The 18,281-nt window shown below is 53.1% G+C and carries 11 protein-coding genes; all 11 read right to left on the reverse strand.

Annotated features, from left to right (window positions below; translation table 11 throughout):
* Positions 1 to 130: 130 nt before the first annotated feature.
* Positions 131 to 883 carry a hypothetical protein gene (locus SCARR_RS03720; protein WP_136060172.1) on the reverse strand — a complete coding sequence of 251 codons (753 nt, stop codon included), beginning with the start codon at positions 881 to 883 and terminating at the stop codon, positions 131 to 133.
* 91 nt (positions 884 to 974) lie between these two features.
* Entirely contained in the window at positions 975 to 2,957 is a 1,983-nt protein-coding gene (locus SCARR_RS03725) for a hypothetical protein (RefSeq protein WP_136060173.1), read from the reverse strand.
* Between the two features lie 74 nt (positions 2,958 to 3,031).
* On the reverse strand, positions 3,032 to 3,160 hold the full coding sequence (locus SCARR_RS29030) for a hypothetical protein (RefSeq protein ID WP_281281109.1): 129 nt from the start codon (positions 3,158 to 3,160) through the stop codon (positions 3,032 to 3,034).
* A gap of 15 nt (positions 3,161 to 3,175) precedes the next feature.
* Positions 3,176 to 6,055: a sulfatase-like hydrolase/transferase gene (locus SCARR_RS03730; protein ID WP_136060174.1), complete on the reverse strand. Its 2,880-nt coding sequence runs from the start codon at positions 6,053 to 6,055 to the stop codon at positions 3,176 to 3,178.
* A gap of 12 nt (positions 6,056 to 6,067) precedes the next feature.
* Positions 6,068 to 7,768: a sulfatase-like hydrolase/transferase gene (locus SCARR_RS03735; RefSeq protein WP_136060175.1), complete on the reverse strand. Its 1,701-nt coding sequence runs from the start codon at positions 7,766 to 7,768 to the stop codon at positions 6,068 to 6,070.
* Between the two features lie 233 nt (positions 7,769 to 8,001).
* Entirely contained in the window at positions 8,002 to 8,676 is a 675-nt protein-coding gene (locus SCARR_RS03740) for a response regulator transcription factor (RefSeq protein WP_136060176.1), read from the reverse strand.
* On the reverse strand, positions 8,669 to 11,734 hold the full coding sequence (locus SCARR_RS03745) for a sensor histidine kinase (RefSeq protein WP_136060177.1): 3,066 nt from the start codon (positions 11,732 to 11,734) through the stop codon (positions 8,669 to 8,671). The genes SCARR_RS03740 and SCARR_RS03745 overlap by 8 nt, the downstream gene beginning before the upstream one ends.
* Positions 11,735 to 11,915: 181 nt before the next feature.
* Positions 11,916 to 13,133, reverse strand: a complete 1,218-nt coding sequence (locus SCARR_RS03750) for an FAD-dependent oxidoreductase (protein ID WP_222846168.1) — start codon at positions 13,131 to 13,133, stop codon at positions 11,916 to 11,918.
* Positions 13,134 to 13,390: 257 nt separating this feature from the next.
* Positions 13,391 to 14,536, reverse strand: coding sequence for an aldose epimerase family protein (locus SCARR_RS03755; RefSeq protein WP_136060178.1), 1,146 nt, complete (start codon positions 14,534 to 14,536; stop codon positions 13,391 to 13,393).
* Positions 14,537 to 14,541: 5 nt separating this feature from the next.
* A complete protein-coding gene (locus SCARR_RS03760; RefSeq protein ID WP_168432977.1) occupies positions 14,542 to 16,707 on the reverse strand; it encodes a sulfatase-like hydrolase/transferase in 2,166 nt (721 codons plus the stop codon).
* A 25-nt stretch (positions 16,708 to 16,732) separates the two neighbouring features.
* A complete protein-coding gene (locus SCARR_RS03765; RefSeq protein ID WP_136060180.1) occupies positions 16,733 to 18,274 on the reverse strand; it encodes a sulfatase family protein in 1,542 nt (513 codons plus the stop codon).
* Between the last annotated feature and the right edge of the window lie 7 nt (positions 18,275 to 18,281).

Raw genomic sequence — 18,281 nt, forward strand, 5'->3', positions numbered from 1 at the left:
ATTAATCGGTAGCTTTCGAAACGACCAGACACAACCAATCTGCCAAAAGCGAATAAGGTTAATTCACCAATGTGCTGAACAAAGGAATCTCATGCAGTCTGCATGAGATTCCGTATTGAGAGGAGATGGCCTAGATCATGAATCTGCGGCGGATGAACATGACTGCACCACCGAAGACTGCAACCAGACCGAGCGTTGCCGGCTCCGGAATGACGACTGAAAGGTCATCTATAAAAATCGTCTCGTCGTTTCCACCGTGCATGCCGAAGCGATAACGGTTGATAGACATATCGGAAGCTACCAAGCCGGAAGCAATAATTGTAGCATAGCTTGTTGTAGTACCGTCAGTCATTGTAAGATCCATTTCATAGGAATTGGCCGTAACATTATTATAGGAAACGGTAATATCCTGCCATACATCATCACCTAGGTGGGTCGTTCCACTTCCAGACGCAAAGGCCAGATTGCCACCAACTAGAGTGATATTACCGCCTTGGTTGAACTCAATCTCCATATCGGTAGTAGCGTTCGGTGTAAACTCAAGCTGCGCACCAAGATCACGCGGAAGTACGGTGTTGAGATTGATAAACAGATCAAAGTTTACCTGCAAAGCGGTACTCACCGCGGTGGAAGCAAAGTTTGCCTCGGTTTTCTCGTTGCCGGTCCCATTGAGCTCACCAACATTGGATCCAGTAGTTGGATTTGCGGAAACGCGCCCATCGAGAAGAGCAGAACCTGCACTCCAGCTAGTTCCCGCAACCTCTGCCGGCAGAGCAGTGAAAGCTGTTCCCACCGTTTCATTGAAGTCTTCCGTGAACAGCGCTGCCTGAGCCAGAGTCGTCCCCATGAGCGCTACTGTGATTATTCCTATTATTTTTTTCATTTGTTTCTCCTTTGTTCGTTTGTGTTTCTTAATTTGGTCTCCAGAGCGCCTCGGAGGAGATTGGGGCGCTCTTTCAACCCTGTCTTGCTTCCTATTCAACCAGTAGCTTGATGAACATCTTGTTGGTTGCAGTACCGACACTTTCGGTATAGTTGCTAAGAATGTTGTCATTAGCGGTAATCGGAAGGGGGCCGTTGGTTGTCCATAACCCAAGCACAAGGTCATCCCTGGTGAGCACGGAATAGCTAATCGTGTTGTCGCCAATCAGGGCAAAAATATAGTTCCCCGAAGATGCCTCGAACGATGGCAGCACACCGACATCGTCTGCATTGGTTGGGTTGCCACCGAACGCATATTCACCCCAGTCAACGACGCCATCCATATCTGCATCATCGGTCTTGACGCCCGTCAGGCCATAATCTGCGGTAAAGTCGTCCCATGGTCCCGGAGGCAGATCAAAGGCGTTTGTGTAGTAGATGCGGCAGATGAGATCATCCATTTCAATGCCGCCGCCCAAGGTAAAGCCTTTAGGATCAATCACAGTCGGATAGATGGCACTGCCCGAATAATAGAGCAGGGTATTGGTCATCCCGTCTTCGGTGAAGGTCCATGATGCCGCAGTATCCATGTTGGATATGATCACACTGCAATCCCAGACCGTCGGTGCCGCTGTTTTTTTCGCACGGTAGGCTACGTGAAGGCGATCGCCCTGAAGGTCATCACCGGAGATGCCGACATCACCTAGGGGAATCCAACCCGTAACGTTATTTGACGAGCCCACATTGCTATAGTTGTTTGCCGGCTTGAGCAGTACCGCCATGGACCCGTTATCGTCCTGGGCAATGCGGCAGCCAAGCATCTTTGTATACTCATTCGGATCATCCACGCTTTCTACCTGATTTATGGAATATGCTATTTTTGTATCGGGATCCTTGTTGTTTATAGAATTGGCCGTCAGGTACAGGTCAAAGAAGGGATGCTCGTCCCCATGGCCGGTGGCATACACTCTGGTATTTACACTCCACTGGATCGTTTCGTCTACGAGGGGCGCGCGGCCCAGTCCGGTTATCCATTTGCGACCGGTCTGATTCACGGCACTGTCTATATTCCGATGAGAACCGAATTTGCCGTATTTATCGTGAGCAACTCGAACAAAGGGTGTTCCTGACATATAGCCCCAATCGCCATACCAGGTGCTGCTGTCATCCGTCCACGCCTGCCCTTCCTCGGCGTTCCCTTTGGCACCATCGATGTTCCCATCGCACACCTCGTCATACAGGATGTCCTGGTGATAGGAGTAGAACTCGAACGAGTCAACCTGCCGGCTTCCCGGCGCAATATTGTTTTTGGTTTCATCATTAGTCCCTTCCATCATGCCGACATAGTCGGGTGCATTGTAGAAATTAAGGGATGACTTGAACGTCCAGCGACCGGCAATGCAGACCTCATCCGTCGCCAGATTTTTAACTACCAACTCGAGTTTCCAGTCGTTCTTATTGATTCCGCGCATCAGTTGGGCGGTATATTCAAGCCAGTCACTTTCTCCGATATAGTTGACGACCCCCGTATATTTTTCAAGATGCCCCTCAAAGGCAGTGGCTGATTGAGCGTTATCACCCGTTGAGGCCAGCTGGAAGGTCAGGCTTTGCACAGGTCCCTTCGAGCGGCGAAGCGAGCACCTGATATTGTCATTCCCGCCTGAGCCCAAAAACTTCAAGGTAAACAATATGCCGTTGTTTGCCGGAGTTGCACCGAGAGCTTCGTACTTGAATACCGCTTTAGCAACCAGCGTGTCGCCGCGGGTATCCGCCACTTCGCTTTCGCCCCAGTAGGCCCAGTTGGAATACACGGTGCAAACCCCCAAGGCACCGTTGTATCCTGCTGCGTTTGTGTCGACAACGAACCCATTCGGATAGTTGCTCGGCCAGGCCGTGCTCCAATCTACCTGACCGTGAAGATTTCCGTTCGTATACCCTTCGGCCGCCGTAAAATCGGTAAAGGCCGCCTGTGCTTGTCCAGCCACCAAAACCACGGCGGCTATCGCACCAATTATGAACTGCGTTTTCATTCTCATCTATTCCTCTCCTAGTTGTTTTTCTTCCTTTTTACTTCCCTGACTCTTCCATTTGCCCAAATACCCTTCCGGGGTTATGGAGATGCTCCCGCCAGCGGAACACCGGCCATGACCGGCCGGATGCGTTCCTCCGAATTTACAGCCTCGACGTCTGTAAAAATTCTGTGTCCGTTTTTCGGTTTGCTGAAAGATTTCATCTTCATGCGCTCCGCATTGGTTTACCGGCTGAAGCTCTGGTCATATTTCGGCATGCCGTTCACGTTCCAATTGGTATAGCTGATCTCCGAGTTGAACCAGAGCGGGTCTAGGCCGTGTGTGCCCCACTCCTGCGCAACGAGAAGCATCGCATCAAGCTCGGCGGAGGCGGCTGGATCGGTGATAATATTGCTCGCCTCGCCAACATCCGTGGACAGGTCGTACACCGACCACACGCCGAAGTTCTTGCGGGTGGCTTTAATGTCGTTTTTGCGGAGTCCAAGCGAGTACCCGTTGCTGAGGTAGCGAGCCCAGATTATGGTATCATCGACATGGGCATTCCCGTTGGTTACGATGCCATCCCAAATGTCTTTGCCGGCGAGGGTCTTTCCTTCCGGAATCGTCGTTTCGGCCAACCGGGCAAAGGTCGGGAAGAAGTCATAGGCACTCATCGGATAATCATAAACCTCTCCTGCAGGGATCGCATTCGGGTAGTGCATGAACATCGGCACGCGCACTCCACCATCATACGTATCCCCTTTACCCCCCTTCAGCGGATTGTTATCGGCATCGTCTTCCACTTCCCTTCCGCCATTATCGCTCAGGAAGACAATCAGCGTATCGTCCATAACCCCTTTGGCCGTCAACGCGGCGACCACGTCGCCAACGCCGCGGTCAACCGCATCCATCATGGCCACCAGGTTCTGTCGATCCGAATAGGCGCCATAGGCGCCGCTCCCGCCGAACCGGGCGATCAAATCCTCGCTTTTACCCTGCATCGGAGAATGCGGCGCCGTGTAGGACAGGAAGAGGAAGAACGGCTCATCGGAAGGCGCCTGCTCAATGAAGTCCACGGCATCGACCGAAAGTATGTCGGTCAAATATCCCGACAAAATATTGGTTTCTGCCGCCTGGCGCGTGAGCCAGAATTGGTAGTCGTTGACCACGGAAGGATCATATTTCGACAGCCATGGCGCATAATAGTTGTGTCCGCCGCCGAGCATTCCAAACCAATAGTCGAATCCGCGGTTGTTCGGATGGGCAAAGTCGGCGACTCCCATATGCCACTTCCCGATCATGCCCGTATGATAGCCGGCATCCTGCAGCACCGTGGCCATGGTGGTTTCATTGGTGAGAATTCCCCCGATCTCATTTGCGGGTTCGTAGCCCCAGGTGGTCTGTGTTACTAGACTCGGCCGGTTTGCCGTTTCGTACGGCAGGTTTTCCAAAGCGCCGATGTGGTGCGGATAGCGCCCCGACATGATTCCCACGCGGCTCGGTCCGCAGAACGGATGCGGCACGTAGGCCTGGGCAAAGATCATGCCGTTGGCCGCCAGCGAATCGATTTCGGGGGTGTTGATCGCATGTGCTGGAGCAGGCGTTATTTGACCCCAACGAGCGATGCTATAGTCTCTATTATATCCGACGTCGGAATAACCAAGGTCGTCGCACATAATGATCAGAATATTCGGTCGTTCACCGGAGGGCGTGGGGGCAGCCGGGAACAGGCGGTTGCGGAAGAACAATTTAGATTGGCCCGTGCCGTTGAGTTGGCGTTCCACTTCGTTGTATCCTGGAAGCGTTGCCGCCGTCACGTTGGTGGCATCCCAAATTTGGCTCCAGTTATTCGTTGTGAGGTTGTCAATCCATTCTGCGGTATAGGTGATGCCCGAATTGGTATTGGCGGTTTCCACGCAGATAAAGCTGGCCACATCGTCTGTTCCATATTCAACAACAGGAGCAACCCCCTTGTCGGCAGGATTGGTCGGGTTTCCGCCATGGGCATACTCATAGATATCGAACACCCCATCGCTGTCCGCATCGTCAAACTTGTCGCCGCTAAGGTCGTAGTCACTGACAAATTCTTCCCAGCCTGTAGGAGGCGCCGGCGGAGCGTTTACGGTAACATTCATCACGGCCGTGTCCACGCCACCCGTTGCAGAAACCTGAACTGTGAAGGCATTGACGCCTACGTTGTTCGAAGCCGGGGTTCCGATGATGGTTCCGTCGACATCAACCGTAAGCCAGTCGGGACCATCGGTTTTCAAGAATTCCATCGGATCGGATTCCGGATCGGAGGCATCGCCTGCGATCGAGTTGGTGTAGCCTACATCGATATCAGCATTAGGCTTGTTGAAAGGATCGTTGGCAAACGATGGCGGCTGGTTGACAGGCGGCCCGCTTGTACCCGATGTTGCATTGAAATAGTTAAGCTTAAACCCGGTGTTCCCTGCGGTGGTTTTGGCGATGTCGGCATAGACGCCGACCGAGGTGATATCATTCATGCCCGGCGTTGCAACAGAACCGATGACGCCGCCGTCGTTATTCACCGGAGTAAAGGCGTACCAGGTCAACGAGGCTGGATCCGTTGAGGAGGCAGAAGCGTAGGAGAGTGCCAGCGTGAGGGCTGGATCACTTACATACCATGAAGTAGATCCTCCATTGTCTTTCTCGATCAGGTATCTGAAGGCGCCGCTGCTGCCTACATATCTACCCCCCATGGCAATGCTGGTGAGTGTCGTATTGGTGCTTACGAAGTTTTCCCAGACGACCATGGCTTGCAAGAAGGTAGAACTTGGAGCCTGGATGAAAACAGAGTCTCCGCCGTCAGCGGCGCCGGAGCCGACATCATCATGGATATCCTTGGATATGGTGATGGCTACAGTCGCATACGCCGCAGCATTATAGGTCTGCGACTCGACCGGCGCTACCGATGATACGCTATGAACAGTCTCATCTCCATATACATTGCCTGCTGCATAAACAGTACCTGGCTTGGGATTATGATTCGCCGAAGCGGCAAACATGTCCGCGCCAGTGTCTGCCGCGCCCCAATTGACTAAAGTATCGGCTTGAACACCAAGTGCGGCCAGAAGAGCCGCTGCTAGCATATATGTTTTCATTTCATCCCTCTCTTATTGTGCTTTGTAGTTTGCCCAGTAGATTTTCTTCTCACGACCGGATGCGATGCCGTCCTGGTTGGCATCGATTTCGTTGAACATTGTTTCCACTTTGCCCGAATTCCATTTCCATCCCTTAACTTCACACCGCCTTTTTTCGTTCTCAAGAAACTGGGCTTTAGTGATATCTCCATTGGATAGCGGGGTTGTTTTTTGCTCCAAAGCCACCGGTTTGATGTCGGCGGGCTTGAATGCAATCGAATCCATGCCGAAAGTCGCAGCAGTGGCCGGCATGCGGGTTTCGTCCCAGATTTCCCGCGCTCTTTCCTCATGGAACCAGCGCGGCTCCGCATGGGTAAGACTCCATTTTTTGGCGGCCGCAACCATCTCCTCAAGGCGTTCAGGATACTGGGCGCTCAAATCGTGCGCTTCGCCCGCATCGTCTTTGATATTGAACAGCTGCCATGTGCTTGCTTCGCCGCGCGTAGCTTTCCAGTCGTCCCGCCTTGCGCCGACTTCGCTGTAGCCCCCTCGATAACGCAGGGCAAAAACCATTTCTCCCTGGCGCGGGTTCTGCCCATCTTTGAAGGCGGCCCAGATATCCTTGCCGTTCAGAATCTTTCCATCGGGAATCGCCGCGCCGCAAAGCCCCGCAAAGGTGGGATAGAAATCCAGCGCCGAAACCGGGAAATCAAACTTCTGCCCTGCAGGCACCTGTTGAGGCCAATGGAAGAACATAGGAACGCGATAGCCGCCTTCATAGGCGCTGCCCTTCCCGTTCCGAAGAGGATAGTTGTTTGCCCCCGCAGCGGTTTTCCCTCCGTTATCGCTCAGGAAGACGATCAAGGTATTATCGAATTGTTCGGTGCTTTTCAGCGTTTCAACCAACTGCCCAACTCCGCGATCCACCGCGTGAACCATGGCGGCATAGGTCCGGCGCTTCGGGTCCTCGATATCCTCGTAGAGCACTAAATCGTCTTCCAGCGCCTCAAGCGGGGTGTGCGGAGCGTTGTAGGACAGGTAGAGGAAAAACGGCTTCTCCTTGGCCGAGGCTACTTTCACAAAGCGGCACGCTTCCCGCGTGAAAGCATCCGTCATGTATTCGGTCTCGTTGACGTTTTTCCCGTTATATTCCAAAGGCAAAATGTATTCGTTGATATGCTTGTTTCCGAACTGAACCTGACGCTCATAAGCTGGCTGGTACTGGTCCGGAAAATAGTTGTGGCCGCCGCCGAGAAAGCCAAAAAACTCTTCAAAGCCACGGTTGTTGGGATGGTACGGCTGGGTGAAACCCATATGCCATTTTCCGATGGCTCCGGTGTAGTATCCGGCGTTCTGAAGAACCGTGCCGATCAGTGTTTCGGCAACGGGAACTCCTTCGTTGTTGTATTCTTCAATTCCCTGCCCATGGTTTGGAAGGTTGTACGCGCCGCCGAATGCATGGGGATAGCGGCCGGACATGAGCCCCATGCGGCTCGGCCCGCAAAAGGGATGTGCAACGTAGGCGGAGGTGAATACTGTTCCATCCTTTGCCAGCATATCCATCCTAGGCGTACGTATGTCCGTCGACCCGTTGAAACCGACATCGGCGTAGCCCAAATCGTCGCACATGACGACGAGTATGTTCGGGCGCGGTGCTTCAGCGGAAAAAACAGTTGTCGCCAACGCGCACAATGCGCAAATAGCAGACATCGGTTTTATAGTTGCTTCAATCATTGTCTCCCCATCCTCAGGCAGGTAGGCACCTCCTCCAACCTGCATAGCGTCCACAACCATTTGAACACGGTAGGAAGATAGCAAGGGTCTGACCATGGGTCTACTGTCACTATGGAGACCGAAAAGTGTCAAAAGAGACACACCGGATTCCAGCAGGAAACAACAAGGATATTGGCATGCAATGCAATGCACGCTAAAGCATTAAGAATTTATCCGGGGCAACGGGGATGTGGCTAGATCAAACCTTTGCGAATGGCCTTGGCGACGGCTCCGCTCAGGGAATTGGTATGCAGCTTCTTGTAGATGTTGCGTACATGGTAGTTCACCTGGTGGGCTTCCAAGTCAAGGGATGCGGCGATCTCTTTCTTTTGAAATCCTTCGGCCAGCTGCTTCAGGACTTCGAGTTCCACCTCGTTCAGGTCATGGTCCGTGGACTCTTTTTTCAAATGCGAAAACATATTTAGGACAATCGAGGCCACACTGCTGTTCAGCGGCGAACCTCCCGAATGCACCTCATGCAATCCTTTGACGATTTCATCGATCCCATCGGTTTTCAAGAGGTAGCCGGACGCGCCGGCACATATGGCATCGAAGATGCGGCGTTTGTCGCCGAAGGAAGTCAAGATCACCACATCCGCGCTGGGGATGAGCTTTTGAAGAACGGGGATGGCCTCGACTCCGTTTATCCCCGGCAGCTGGATATCCATCAGCACTACGTCAGGCCATTGTTCATAGGTGCTTAGGTGAACCGCCTTTTCAGCCGCCTCGAAGCTGCCGAAGCTCCCCGTGCAGTTGATGTCGTCAAGCTCCTCAAAAGAGGAGACCAGATCCTCTCGATAATCTTCCAAATCCTCAACGACCCAAACTTTGATCGGTTCAGCGAAACGGGGCATACGAGCTTTATCCATGGCTGTCTCCTGATAGTTTAACACGTCTCGCCTTCCTGATGGGGAACGCCAATACCACTTCGGTTCCCGATCCGGGAGCGGAGTGGATCGTTAACCGGCCGCCTAAATGCTTGGCGCGTTTTTCCATGCTTCGAAGGCCAAAGCCAACTGTATCTTCCAGATCGGTTGCATTCAAATTAAAACCTATGCCGTCATCTTTAATGGAGATCCGCATCCGCCCCCCCGTCTGAGACAGCGAGAGCTCAACCTTTTGGGCTTGCGCATGCTTGTGGATATTGTTCAGCGCCTCCTTGACGAAGAGGAACGTGTCGCGCTTGCTGGCGAGACTCAATGGATAGTCCGTCAGGGTGGACAGGTTGCCGTCGGAAAACTGGAGTTGATAATACTCGGAATACACTTCTGCCGTTTCCCTCAACTTGGCCACCAGATGGCGCAACGTGTCCTGCTCGTCGTTGCTGATCCAAACAACATCCCTTAACGCGTGCGTTGCCTTCGTCGTGGAATTGAGGATTCGCCGAACCTCATGCAGTGTTTTGTCATCCGTCACCCGGCGCTCCAGTTTTTTTCCGGCCAGCATCGAACATCCAAGCAATGCACCCACATCATCATGCAGATCAGAACTAATTTGGAAACGAAGCCGTTTCGCGTAGCGCCGCCGTTGGACAATTGCGGTAATAGCGCTTAATACGGCAACCATGGCCAGCAATAGGAGAGCGCTAAAACCAGTGATTTGCCAAGACCTCTTCCAGCGCGTTCGCAGGGCATCCTCCAACGAGGCGAACTCAAGCAATGAACGTGACAGTTGATGCCGCCGTTCTATTTTGTGAAGCCAATCCAACAGAAACAGAATGGGTTGTCCTCCGGCCATGCCATCTTTCATTAGCTCGGTCTTGGCGTCCGCCCCAGGCGGAAACCCCTCCAGATGAATCTGGTCGATTGGATACGTCGTTTCTTTCCGGTAAACATGTATTTCGCCGATGGCAAAGGTCGGTTTTCCATTATGCAATGGAAGGTTGTCTGCCTGAATCCGAATCCATCTCCCGCTTAAGTCAACCCCGGACAAACGCGCCACATTGTTGCCCGGATGCATCTCTTCCCATTCCACCGGGTTGCGGAAAACCCGGCCGCGTTTGCCGTCCGGCGTTTCCCTCACGATGTCCATCGCAAGGTTTTCGGGGAACCCGAAGCCGGGGATCATGATTCCTTCCGAAGACTGGGCCGGAAACAACGATACCCATCCGAGCTTTCGGTTCTTCCCCATATCCAGTTCCACGACACAATGATTCGTGGGTGGAGCGTCGAATGAAACTGCAAAGTCCCCCTCCATCGGGTTTATCGCGTCCTGCGATTTCACATCAAGAGGCAAACCCAGACTGGTTTTCCGGTCAATCAGGAACTGTTTTCCCCAATAGGGAAGCGATTCATATTCCGAACTGGCCGTCATGCTGAGGCATGGATGGTCGGCGGCACCCATAACACCGAACAGTTCATCGAGGGCAAACAGCTCCCGGCCTTCGTCTTTAAATCCACGAAAGACCTCGATCCGAACGATATGGCTCCTCGGCGGGGGGACATCAATGATCAGCGGGAAACGCCCGGGATCGGGGCAATCGGCATCCATCCACTCTTTGACAACATTCATGCTTCCATCGGCCGCAACCATCAGCACACGAAAACGGAGCGGGAAGCCATAGCTGCTCGGGCGCCCAAACCGGCGGTCTAGCGCAGGAACAAGAATAATCCTGGATAATGCAATATTTGAATTAAACGAGAAATCCAGTGTCCAGCGCGGCTCGTCCGGCAGCTCCTCCAACGCGGGGAGATAGCCCCCATGATACCCATAGGCCTCATACTGCAGCGTGTCATTAAGAACCGGCAGCGTGTTCTGCTCCGCCCGAAGTCCATCTGCCAAAACATAAAGTTCGTTCAGCGTCCGGGGAATGTCAAAGAATGCAATCTCCTTCTCAGCGGGCCACTCAATCACCTGTTGGCTTACCAGGTTCGAGGTTGCCGCCGAGGTCTTTGCGTCTAGTTCATTGTCCCATGCACCGGAAATCAGGGTATTCGTCCACACAACACTCGTGCTGGCCGTGCTTCTTGTGGTTTTAACCTTGTTCCCTTCGCTGCCTTGATCAGGGAGGCCAGACTTGCTAGCCCGGTATCCTGCGCCCTCCCCAGCAGCGGTCGCATTGATCCCACGTCTCTCCATCGAAAAACGCTCAACCGTACGCTTGGTTGTGCCGTGGTATACCTCTTCCATCGATGAACTCATTCCGAAAAACAGGTGCGAGGCATCAAAGAACTCAGCAGACGACACCACACTGGTATTGGTATGATTCAGTACTTCAGTGAATTGGGTCATGTTGGAGAGGGTTGTGCACACGGTCCAGTCGGCCTGGTCTTCCCCTCGCAGAAGAGTCATGGTTAGCGAGAGCTCATCGCTGGTGTCGTTGAGCGTTCCATCAAGGCCCAATGCTGATTTTGAGACCCCCGGCGAAAAGCTCTGCGTCCCGTCCATGGATTTGAAGAAAAACAGATAGAAATCATCCAGCCGCCTCAGAGCCACACGCATATCCGGCAGGCTTGTATGAACCGAGTGTTTGGCAATTAAACTAAAGAGGTCTCCACGCCCGAAGGCAACCGATTCAGTGAAAACCAAATCGGCGGACGTGGTTAGCCGGCTATCGACTGGCGACAATCCAATCACGCAGATGGAGTTTACCCAGCGTGTATCAGAATCCAACACGAGGCATCCCGTTCCGCTCGTATCTACGGCGTTCGCTTCCAAGTAGCTTATCCAACGAGGATGGTTGTTGATGTTCCCGTCTGCGAAGCCCTCTGCTTCGTCAAACTCGAATTGAACAACCTGCGCTCCAACGCTGCTGCTCATGCATAAGCCAAGCAGCGCGAAGATAGCGAGGCGGGAGCCCCGCCACGGCGGCTGGTTGCCTGCGCCGAACATATCCTTGAATCGTTTCATCTTTCCGGCAAACACCATGCCGGCACCCACGATGCCGATGATGTCGAGAACGATTACCATGTAGCCAGCGATTTGCATTAGACAAGGGCCCCTGAATGTTGCTACTGATCTGCTTTTAATTCTGCACGATTACTACCACATCGCGCAAAGTCCTTTCCAGTTTATTTACCGTCGCTAGGCGAAACATGCCGCTCCATTGCGCCAACGCGACCGAATCCCGTTCCGCTCGTATCGAAGGAATTGACCCACCCAGACCATGTCAGGATTCATAGCAACGGACTTCGAACAACTTTGCGTTTGCTGCCCCGTAGGTTTCCTTCAACCGGATTCGCACTGCGGAGGCTTCCACTTTTTCAAACCGGAACTTGATCAGGCGGGTCCTGTTGTTATCGAGCTCGCCGAGCTTGATCCACTCGCCATTCACGCAGGCTTCGAGCTCGATCGCCTTGAGCATCTCTTTCGGAACCGTGCTGGTATACGACTCCGTCTCGCGCGGCGTCTTTAGCATCATGATGTTTTTGTTCACGTTGGTGTCGCACTTGACCATGACGCTTGAAAGCGGCACCGGCGCGTCCCACTCAAAGGCGACTTCAGCTGAAAGGCCATCGGATGCCCAGTGATGGATTTCTCCGTGTTCATCGCGCGGGACGCCGTCGACGAGGAGATTCACATCGCCGGACGAAGTCGATGACGCATGAATCCGATTCGCCGTTTTCGCGAGGTCATTGGAATCGCAGGCTGGTCGATTTGGAATGTATGCATCATCCAGCATGAGCTGTTCCTGCAGCTCGGCAATATGTTTTTCGCCCAGCTCACGGGGAGTAATTCCCTTTTGTACGCAGAGCGCGGCAGCGGTTCCAACGGCCTGCCCCATCGTGGAACAGGTGGCCATCACGCGGGTCGAAGAGAGCGCCACATGCGTTACGCTCACATTGCGGCCGGCGAAAAGCAGGTTGGAAACATCCTTTGAAAACAAAGAGCGGTACGGGATCTCATACACCTTGTCGAAATGGGAATGCCAGAAACTCGGAGGATCATCCAGATTTTCGATGCCGCCCGGGTTGTGTTCATCCAGCGGCCAGCCGCCGAAGGCCACTGCATCGTCGAAGTGCTTGTGCTCCAGCAAGTCCGTCTCGGACAGAATATGATCCCCGATAAAGCGCCGCGATTCGCGGCGACCGGGAACAGATCCAACCCAGTTCAGGGCAAAGTTCTCCGTTTCAGGATATTGGCCGGAATTCTTCGCGTAGTCCCATACGCCGTAGGCATAGCCCATCAACTTGTGGCGGATGGTGTCGAAGTCGCCGACGATATCGAAGTCGCTGCCGACCTCGACCCACCAGAATCCTTCCTGGAACGGGATGATGCTGCGGTCAGAGTGCCCGTGTTTTGAGTGTTTATCATCCCCATGATATGGAATCGCAAAAGACGGCGCCTTGAACGGCATCGGTTTCCCCATGTCGTCGGATGAAAGCAAAATAGTGGCGCCAAGCTGCCGGCCGTCGGCCTTATCGGCGCTTTCTGGCGCGTTATTATCTTGGATAGGTCTCAGGGGTGTTTTTTGGTTCTGGAGACTTTACGAAGGGCTCGGGCTGACATGAAAGTCGCCTTAGCCGATATCATCTCCATAGATCAAAATAATGTTTGGCCTCATCGGATAAAGCCGTACATGCAACTGCTCCAAGAATAAATGCGGTAATAACCGTATTTTTTCATAACGGCTCCTTTTGTAAACTAACGAATTGAAAACCGGTAAATGGTTCGGGATTGATAATCTTTCCCTGGACGTACAATCGTAACGGGAAATTGCGGTTTGTTGGGGCTGTCGGGGAAGTGCTGGGTTTCTAGGCATAAGGCGCTACGACGAAGATACGGCCGGCCGGATTTCCCGATTAGGGTGCCATTGAGAAAGTTAGCCGTGTAGAGTTGAATGCCCGGCTCTTGAGTCAGCACCTCCATCAATCGGCCACTGGACGGATCGTAGAGCGTGGCCGCTACCTCCACATCTTTATTCAGCACAAAGCAGTGGTCATAGCCGTTGCCGAATTTAAGTTGCTCGTTATCCTGATTAATGTCACGCCCCACAGGCTTCCCCTGTCGGAAGTCGAACGGTGTTCCTGAAACGGGAACAACCGCACCGGTTGGAATAGACGTTTCATCGATCGGCGTCATGGCATCGGCATGGATTGACAGTTCGTGATCAAGAACCGTATTCGCCCCTTCGCCGGCCAGATTGAAATAGGAATGATTAGAAAGGTTGACCGGCGTGGCCTCATCGGTCGTGGCGCGATAGTCGATTATCAGCACGTTGTCATCCGTGAGCGTATAGGTGACCGCAACATTCAGATTGCCGGGATAGCCTTCTTCTCCATCTGGCGAACATCGGCTGAAACAAACACCGTTCTTAAAAGGCTCGGCCTGCCACTCCATCTTATCAAACCCGATAATGCCGCCATGGTTGTGGTTTGGCCCGTTATTGCACGCCAGTTGGTGCTCGACCCCATCGAGAGAGAAACGTCCCCGGGCGATACGGCCGGCATTACGGCCCAGGACGCAGCCGAAATAGGGTTTCTTCACTGCGGTCTTGTAGAGTTCAACGTCATCGTATCCAAGTACGACATCAGCAATATTTCCATTGCGATCCGGGACTTTAAGGGATGTGATGCGCGCGCCGTAGCAGGCTAATCGAACTTTCATGTCATTGTTGTTCTTCAACGTATACTGCTGTCCGGAATCAATTACCTCAACCCTTGTCGATGAACACCCTGAGAACAGTACAGCCACGACGACAGTCAAAACGATGTTGGGTTTTGTCGCATAGGTGAATGAATCGGCGGAAAACAGTGCGGGAATAATTCGGTTTAATAAAGTGATCTTCATAGTGTTTAGCCTTCAATCTTTTCAAGTATAACCTTATCTGCCTTGTACTGGATACGAAAGGTCTGCCCGCCGGAGCGAAGCAGTCCATTTGGATTTGTGAAGGATCCATTGATTGACGCCGCCGACAGAACCTTAAAGGGCGTGCCCTTTCCGCTGGGAGTAGTGCATTTCAGGATTCCATTGAGCACGGCCTTTCCGTTGACGGTAAGCGGGGCTTTGTTTCCGACCTCCACTTCGAGGGTTCCGACAGCAGACTGGTTATAGTCGCCAGAAACCACCATTCCTTTGGCCTGGATGAGCCCGGCATTGTAGAGCGAGGAATTGATCCGCCCTGTTCCCTGCAACGTAGCCTGCTCGAAAACATCGATCCAACGTACTGAGCTGAGCGTGGAACCATTGAGCTTCAGGCTTGAAAACGGAGCTAGCCGGATTTCATTGCGGCCGGTCAGCGTGATGCCGGGCTTGAGCGTCAGCTCCATCAGGGCTTTCGAGGAAGAATTTCCCGCCACTTCGAAACCAAGGGTTTTGATGGAGGTATCGAGATGGGCGGTTTGTTTTTTGTTTTTCGCGTTCACCACCCGTGCATTCCAGCTTTCGTCCGGCGTTTTGCTCTGCGGCCATTTAATATCGAAATCCCACTTACCGGTTTCCTTCCAGCTGTCAGCCGCATTCACGTCGGCGCCGTTGCCGCCGATCCAGGTCGGAAAGACGTTGGCGTAAAGCTTGTCGGCCTCCAGGTTTTCATCCAGTGCAATGGCCAGCAGCTCCTTCATAATTTCTTCATACTCAGGATTCTCCGCAAGATTGTTCTGCTCGGACTCATCCATCGAAAGATTGTAGAGATGAAGCTTCCCGGTTTTCTGTTCCTTGCCCAGTTTCATGTCGTCCCGAACCAAGGACCAGCGCCAGGTATTTTTACCGTACCCTTCATAACAAAATACGGGGCGCTTGCGGGCTTCTCCCTTGCCCGTCAGCAACGGTGCAATGGATGTGCCGTCCACGCCGACCGGGGCAGCAACGCCCGCCAGTTCGCAAAACGTGGGGAGAATGTCCGTAATACATGTTTTATGATCGGTCGTAGTTCCTGGAGGAATCACACCATCCCAACAGAACACCAGCGGATCGCGGATGCCGCCCTCAGTAACTGCACCTTTGTAACCGTTCAAATGACCGTTACCGTTAAAAAACCGGACGGACTCGTTGCCGGAGCCGCCGTTGTCGGAGGAAAAGATCAACAGCGTATTTTCCAACACCGAGTCCGATTCATTTCCATCGCCATTGGGGTCGCGCAAGGTGGCAATGACTTCACCAATACGCGTGTCCATGAGCGTGATCATGGCGGCATACTGCTTTACCTCTCTGCTCCACGCAGCGGTGTCCGTTTCGGCATACGCATCGAACCAGCCGGGCACGGTTTCAATTTCGTCAAACGGAGCGTGCGGAATCTGAAAAGAGAGTTGAACAAAGAAAGGCGACGGCCCGTTGGCCTCAGCCCGGATAAAATCGATTGCGCCGGCCGCATAAAAGTTGTCCGCATAAAGATCCTCCTCCGGATAGACCTCCTTATTCATCCGCAATGTGGTGTCCAGCTCAACCGTACCGTCGGGCGCAACATGGGAATACCAAAGCGACGGTTGCAGGAAGGTATGCGCACGGACATGATGCAGCTCCACCACGCAGTCATGATAGCCATGCGCAATCGGCAGGGTCTGCGGATTGACGATTACCGGATTTAACGGATCCAGCGAACCGCCGTAGCCCCACTTGCCATACATACCGTTGCGGTAGCCCGTTGCGGCGAGAAGTTTCCCAAGGGTTGGATCCTGCGTACGCATCGCCTTGTGAGGCCCCTTGTCATTCCAGTCGGCCCAGGTATGGCCCTGATGGAACCCGGTTTGCTGACAGGCGCGTGACGGAGAGCAAACGGGATTGCCGTATGCGTGCGAGAAATTCAGACCCCTGTCAGACAACGAATCAATATTCGGCATGATGAGTTTTTGAATTTCAGTCGTGTCCACCCCTTTGGCGGCAGCGATCTTCTGATTGGCCCGGATCGTCCCCCAGCCCATGTCGTCCGCAAAAAAGTAGACAATATTTGGGCGAGGTGCGGCGTATGCAAATGCGGTTGTCAGCATAAGGCCGACGAGTAAACTTCTGATCTTAATATTCATATCTTCTGCTCCTGATCCAATTGTACTACCGTGATTCTGCCCAATCGATTTGATTCCACTGGTCCATAAATTCATAGGGCTGATCATTCTCCTGCTGCGAGCCAGGGTTTGAGCGCCCCTCACGAACCAGTTCCGCTGCCAGGGTTTTTAGTTCCTCTGCTTTCTCAGGATTGGTTCTGAACAGATTGGTGCGCTCGCGGGGATCTGTCTTAAGATTGTAGAGCTGGAAAGGCTCGGCATCCAACACCTCCGGCTCCTCCGGATCTGTGTATGTTGAAAGCATGCCTTTCCAAGCGGGATGCATCATCATGACCCAGTCCCCTTTTCGAATGGCGAGCTGCCCTAGATAGTTTTGATAAATCACCGACTCTCCTCGCTGGAACTGCCCGTCCCCTTTAAACGCCGAAAGCATCGACCAACTGTCAACGGCTTCGTCATCCCGCAACTTGTGGCCCACCATCTCGGCACAGGTGGCAAAGAAATCAACCTGACTGACCGTGGCATCGCAAACGCTGCCCGGCCTCACAACACCGGGCCATCGGGCAAACGTCGGCACCCTGTGCCCGCCTTCAAAATTCAACCGTTTGTGGCCGCGCCAGTCACCCGCCGCGTAATGATCATACTTTGTTTTCAGTTCGAGCGTGCAGTTTTCCGGCCCATTGTCGGACGTCAGGAAAACCAGTGTATTCTCATCGACGCCGGCCGCTTTCAACGAAACCATCAGCTCGCCGACCACCCAGTCGCATTCCAGCATGAAGTCACCATAAATCCCCGCACCCGACTTGCCGAGAAAGGGCTTATTCGGCACGTGCGGCTCATGCGGTGCTGTTAATGCATAGTAGAGGAAAAACGGCTGTTTACTTTGCGCAGACTTGCGGATGAATTCATCGGCCTTTTTAACCCACAACGGAACAAATTCTTCGCGTTTAAGATTCGGATCGAGATAGCCATACTTAGAGCCGGGCTTAATAACCTGAACCTCTCCCAGAGGAACCCCGTTCTCATAAATAGTCGTGTTGGCCGTAATCGAATAATCAAACCCATGTTGATTTGCGCCATCCAGAATGGGTTTGGTAAAATCCACCCCCGGGTCGGCAAACTTGTTCTTCGTTTTTCGCATCTCGGCAACGGCTTTTTCATAATCGCCGCCGTCTTTAAGCTGCCATCCGTTTCCTAGATGCCACTTGCCAACATGCCCGGTGGCATATCCATTATCGCGTAGCATTTCGGCTATGGTGATCCGTTCCTGGCGGATCAGCGGCGGCGAAAACCTGCCGCATACGCTGGATTTCCGGCGGCTGCGCCACGGATAGCGACCGGTCAACACCCCATAGCGACTGGGAGTGCAAACCGCCGATGGAGCATGGGCATCGGTAAAGGTCATCCCCTGCGCAGCCATCCGGTCAATGTTCGGCGTCTGGATTTTCGATTCCGGGTTCAGGCAGGAAACATCCCCGTAGCCCATATCGTCGAAATAGACAAAGACTATGTTCGGTTTCGAGCCACCTGCCAGAACGATACTCGTGGTAAAGTATAACGCAAAAATAGATAATATGGTCTTAGTCATCCCTTCC

The organism is Pontiella sulfatireligans (assembly GCF_900890705.1).
In the GTDB taxonomy this organism is placed as follows: domain Bacteria; phylum Verrucomicrobiota; class Kiritimatiellia; order Kiritimatiellales; family Pontiellaceae; genus Pontiella; species Pontiella sulfatireligans.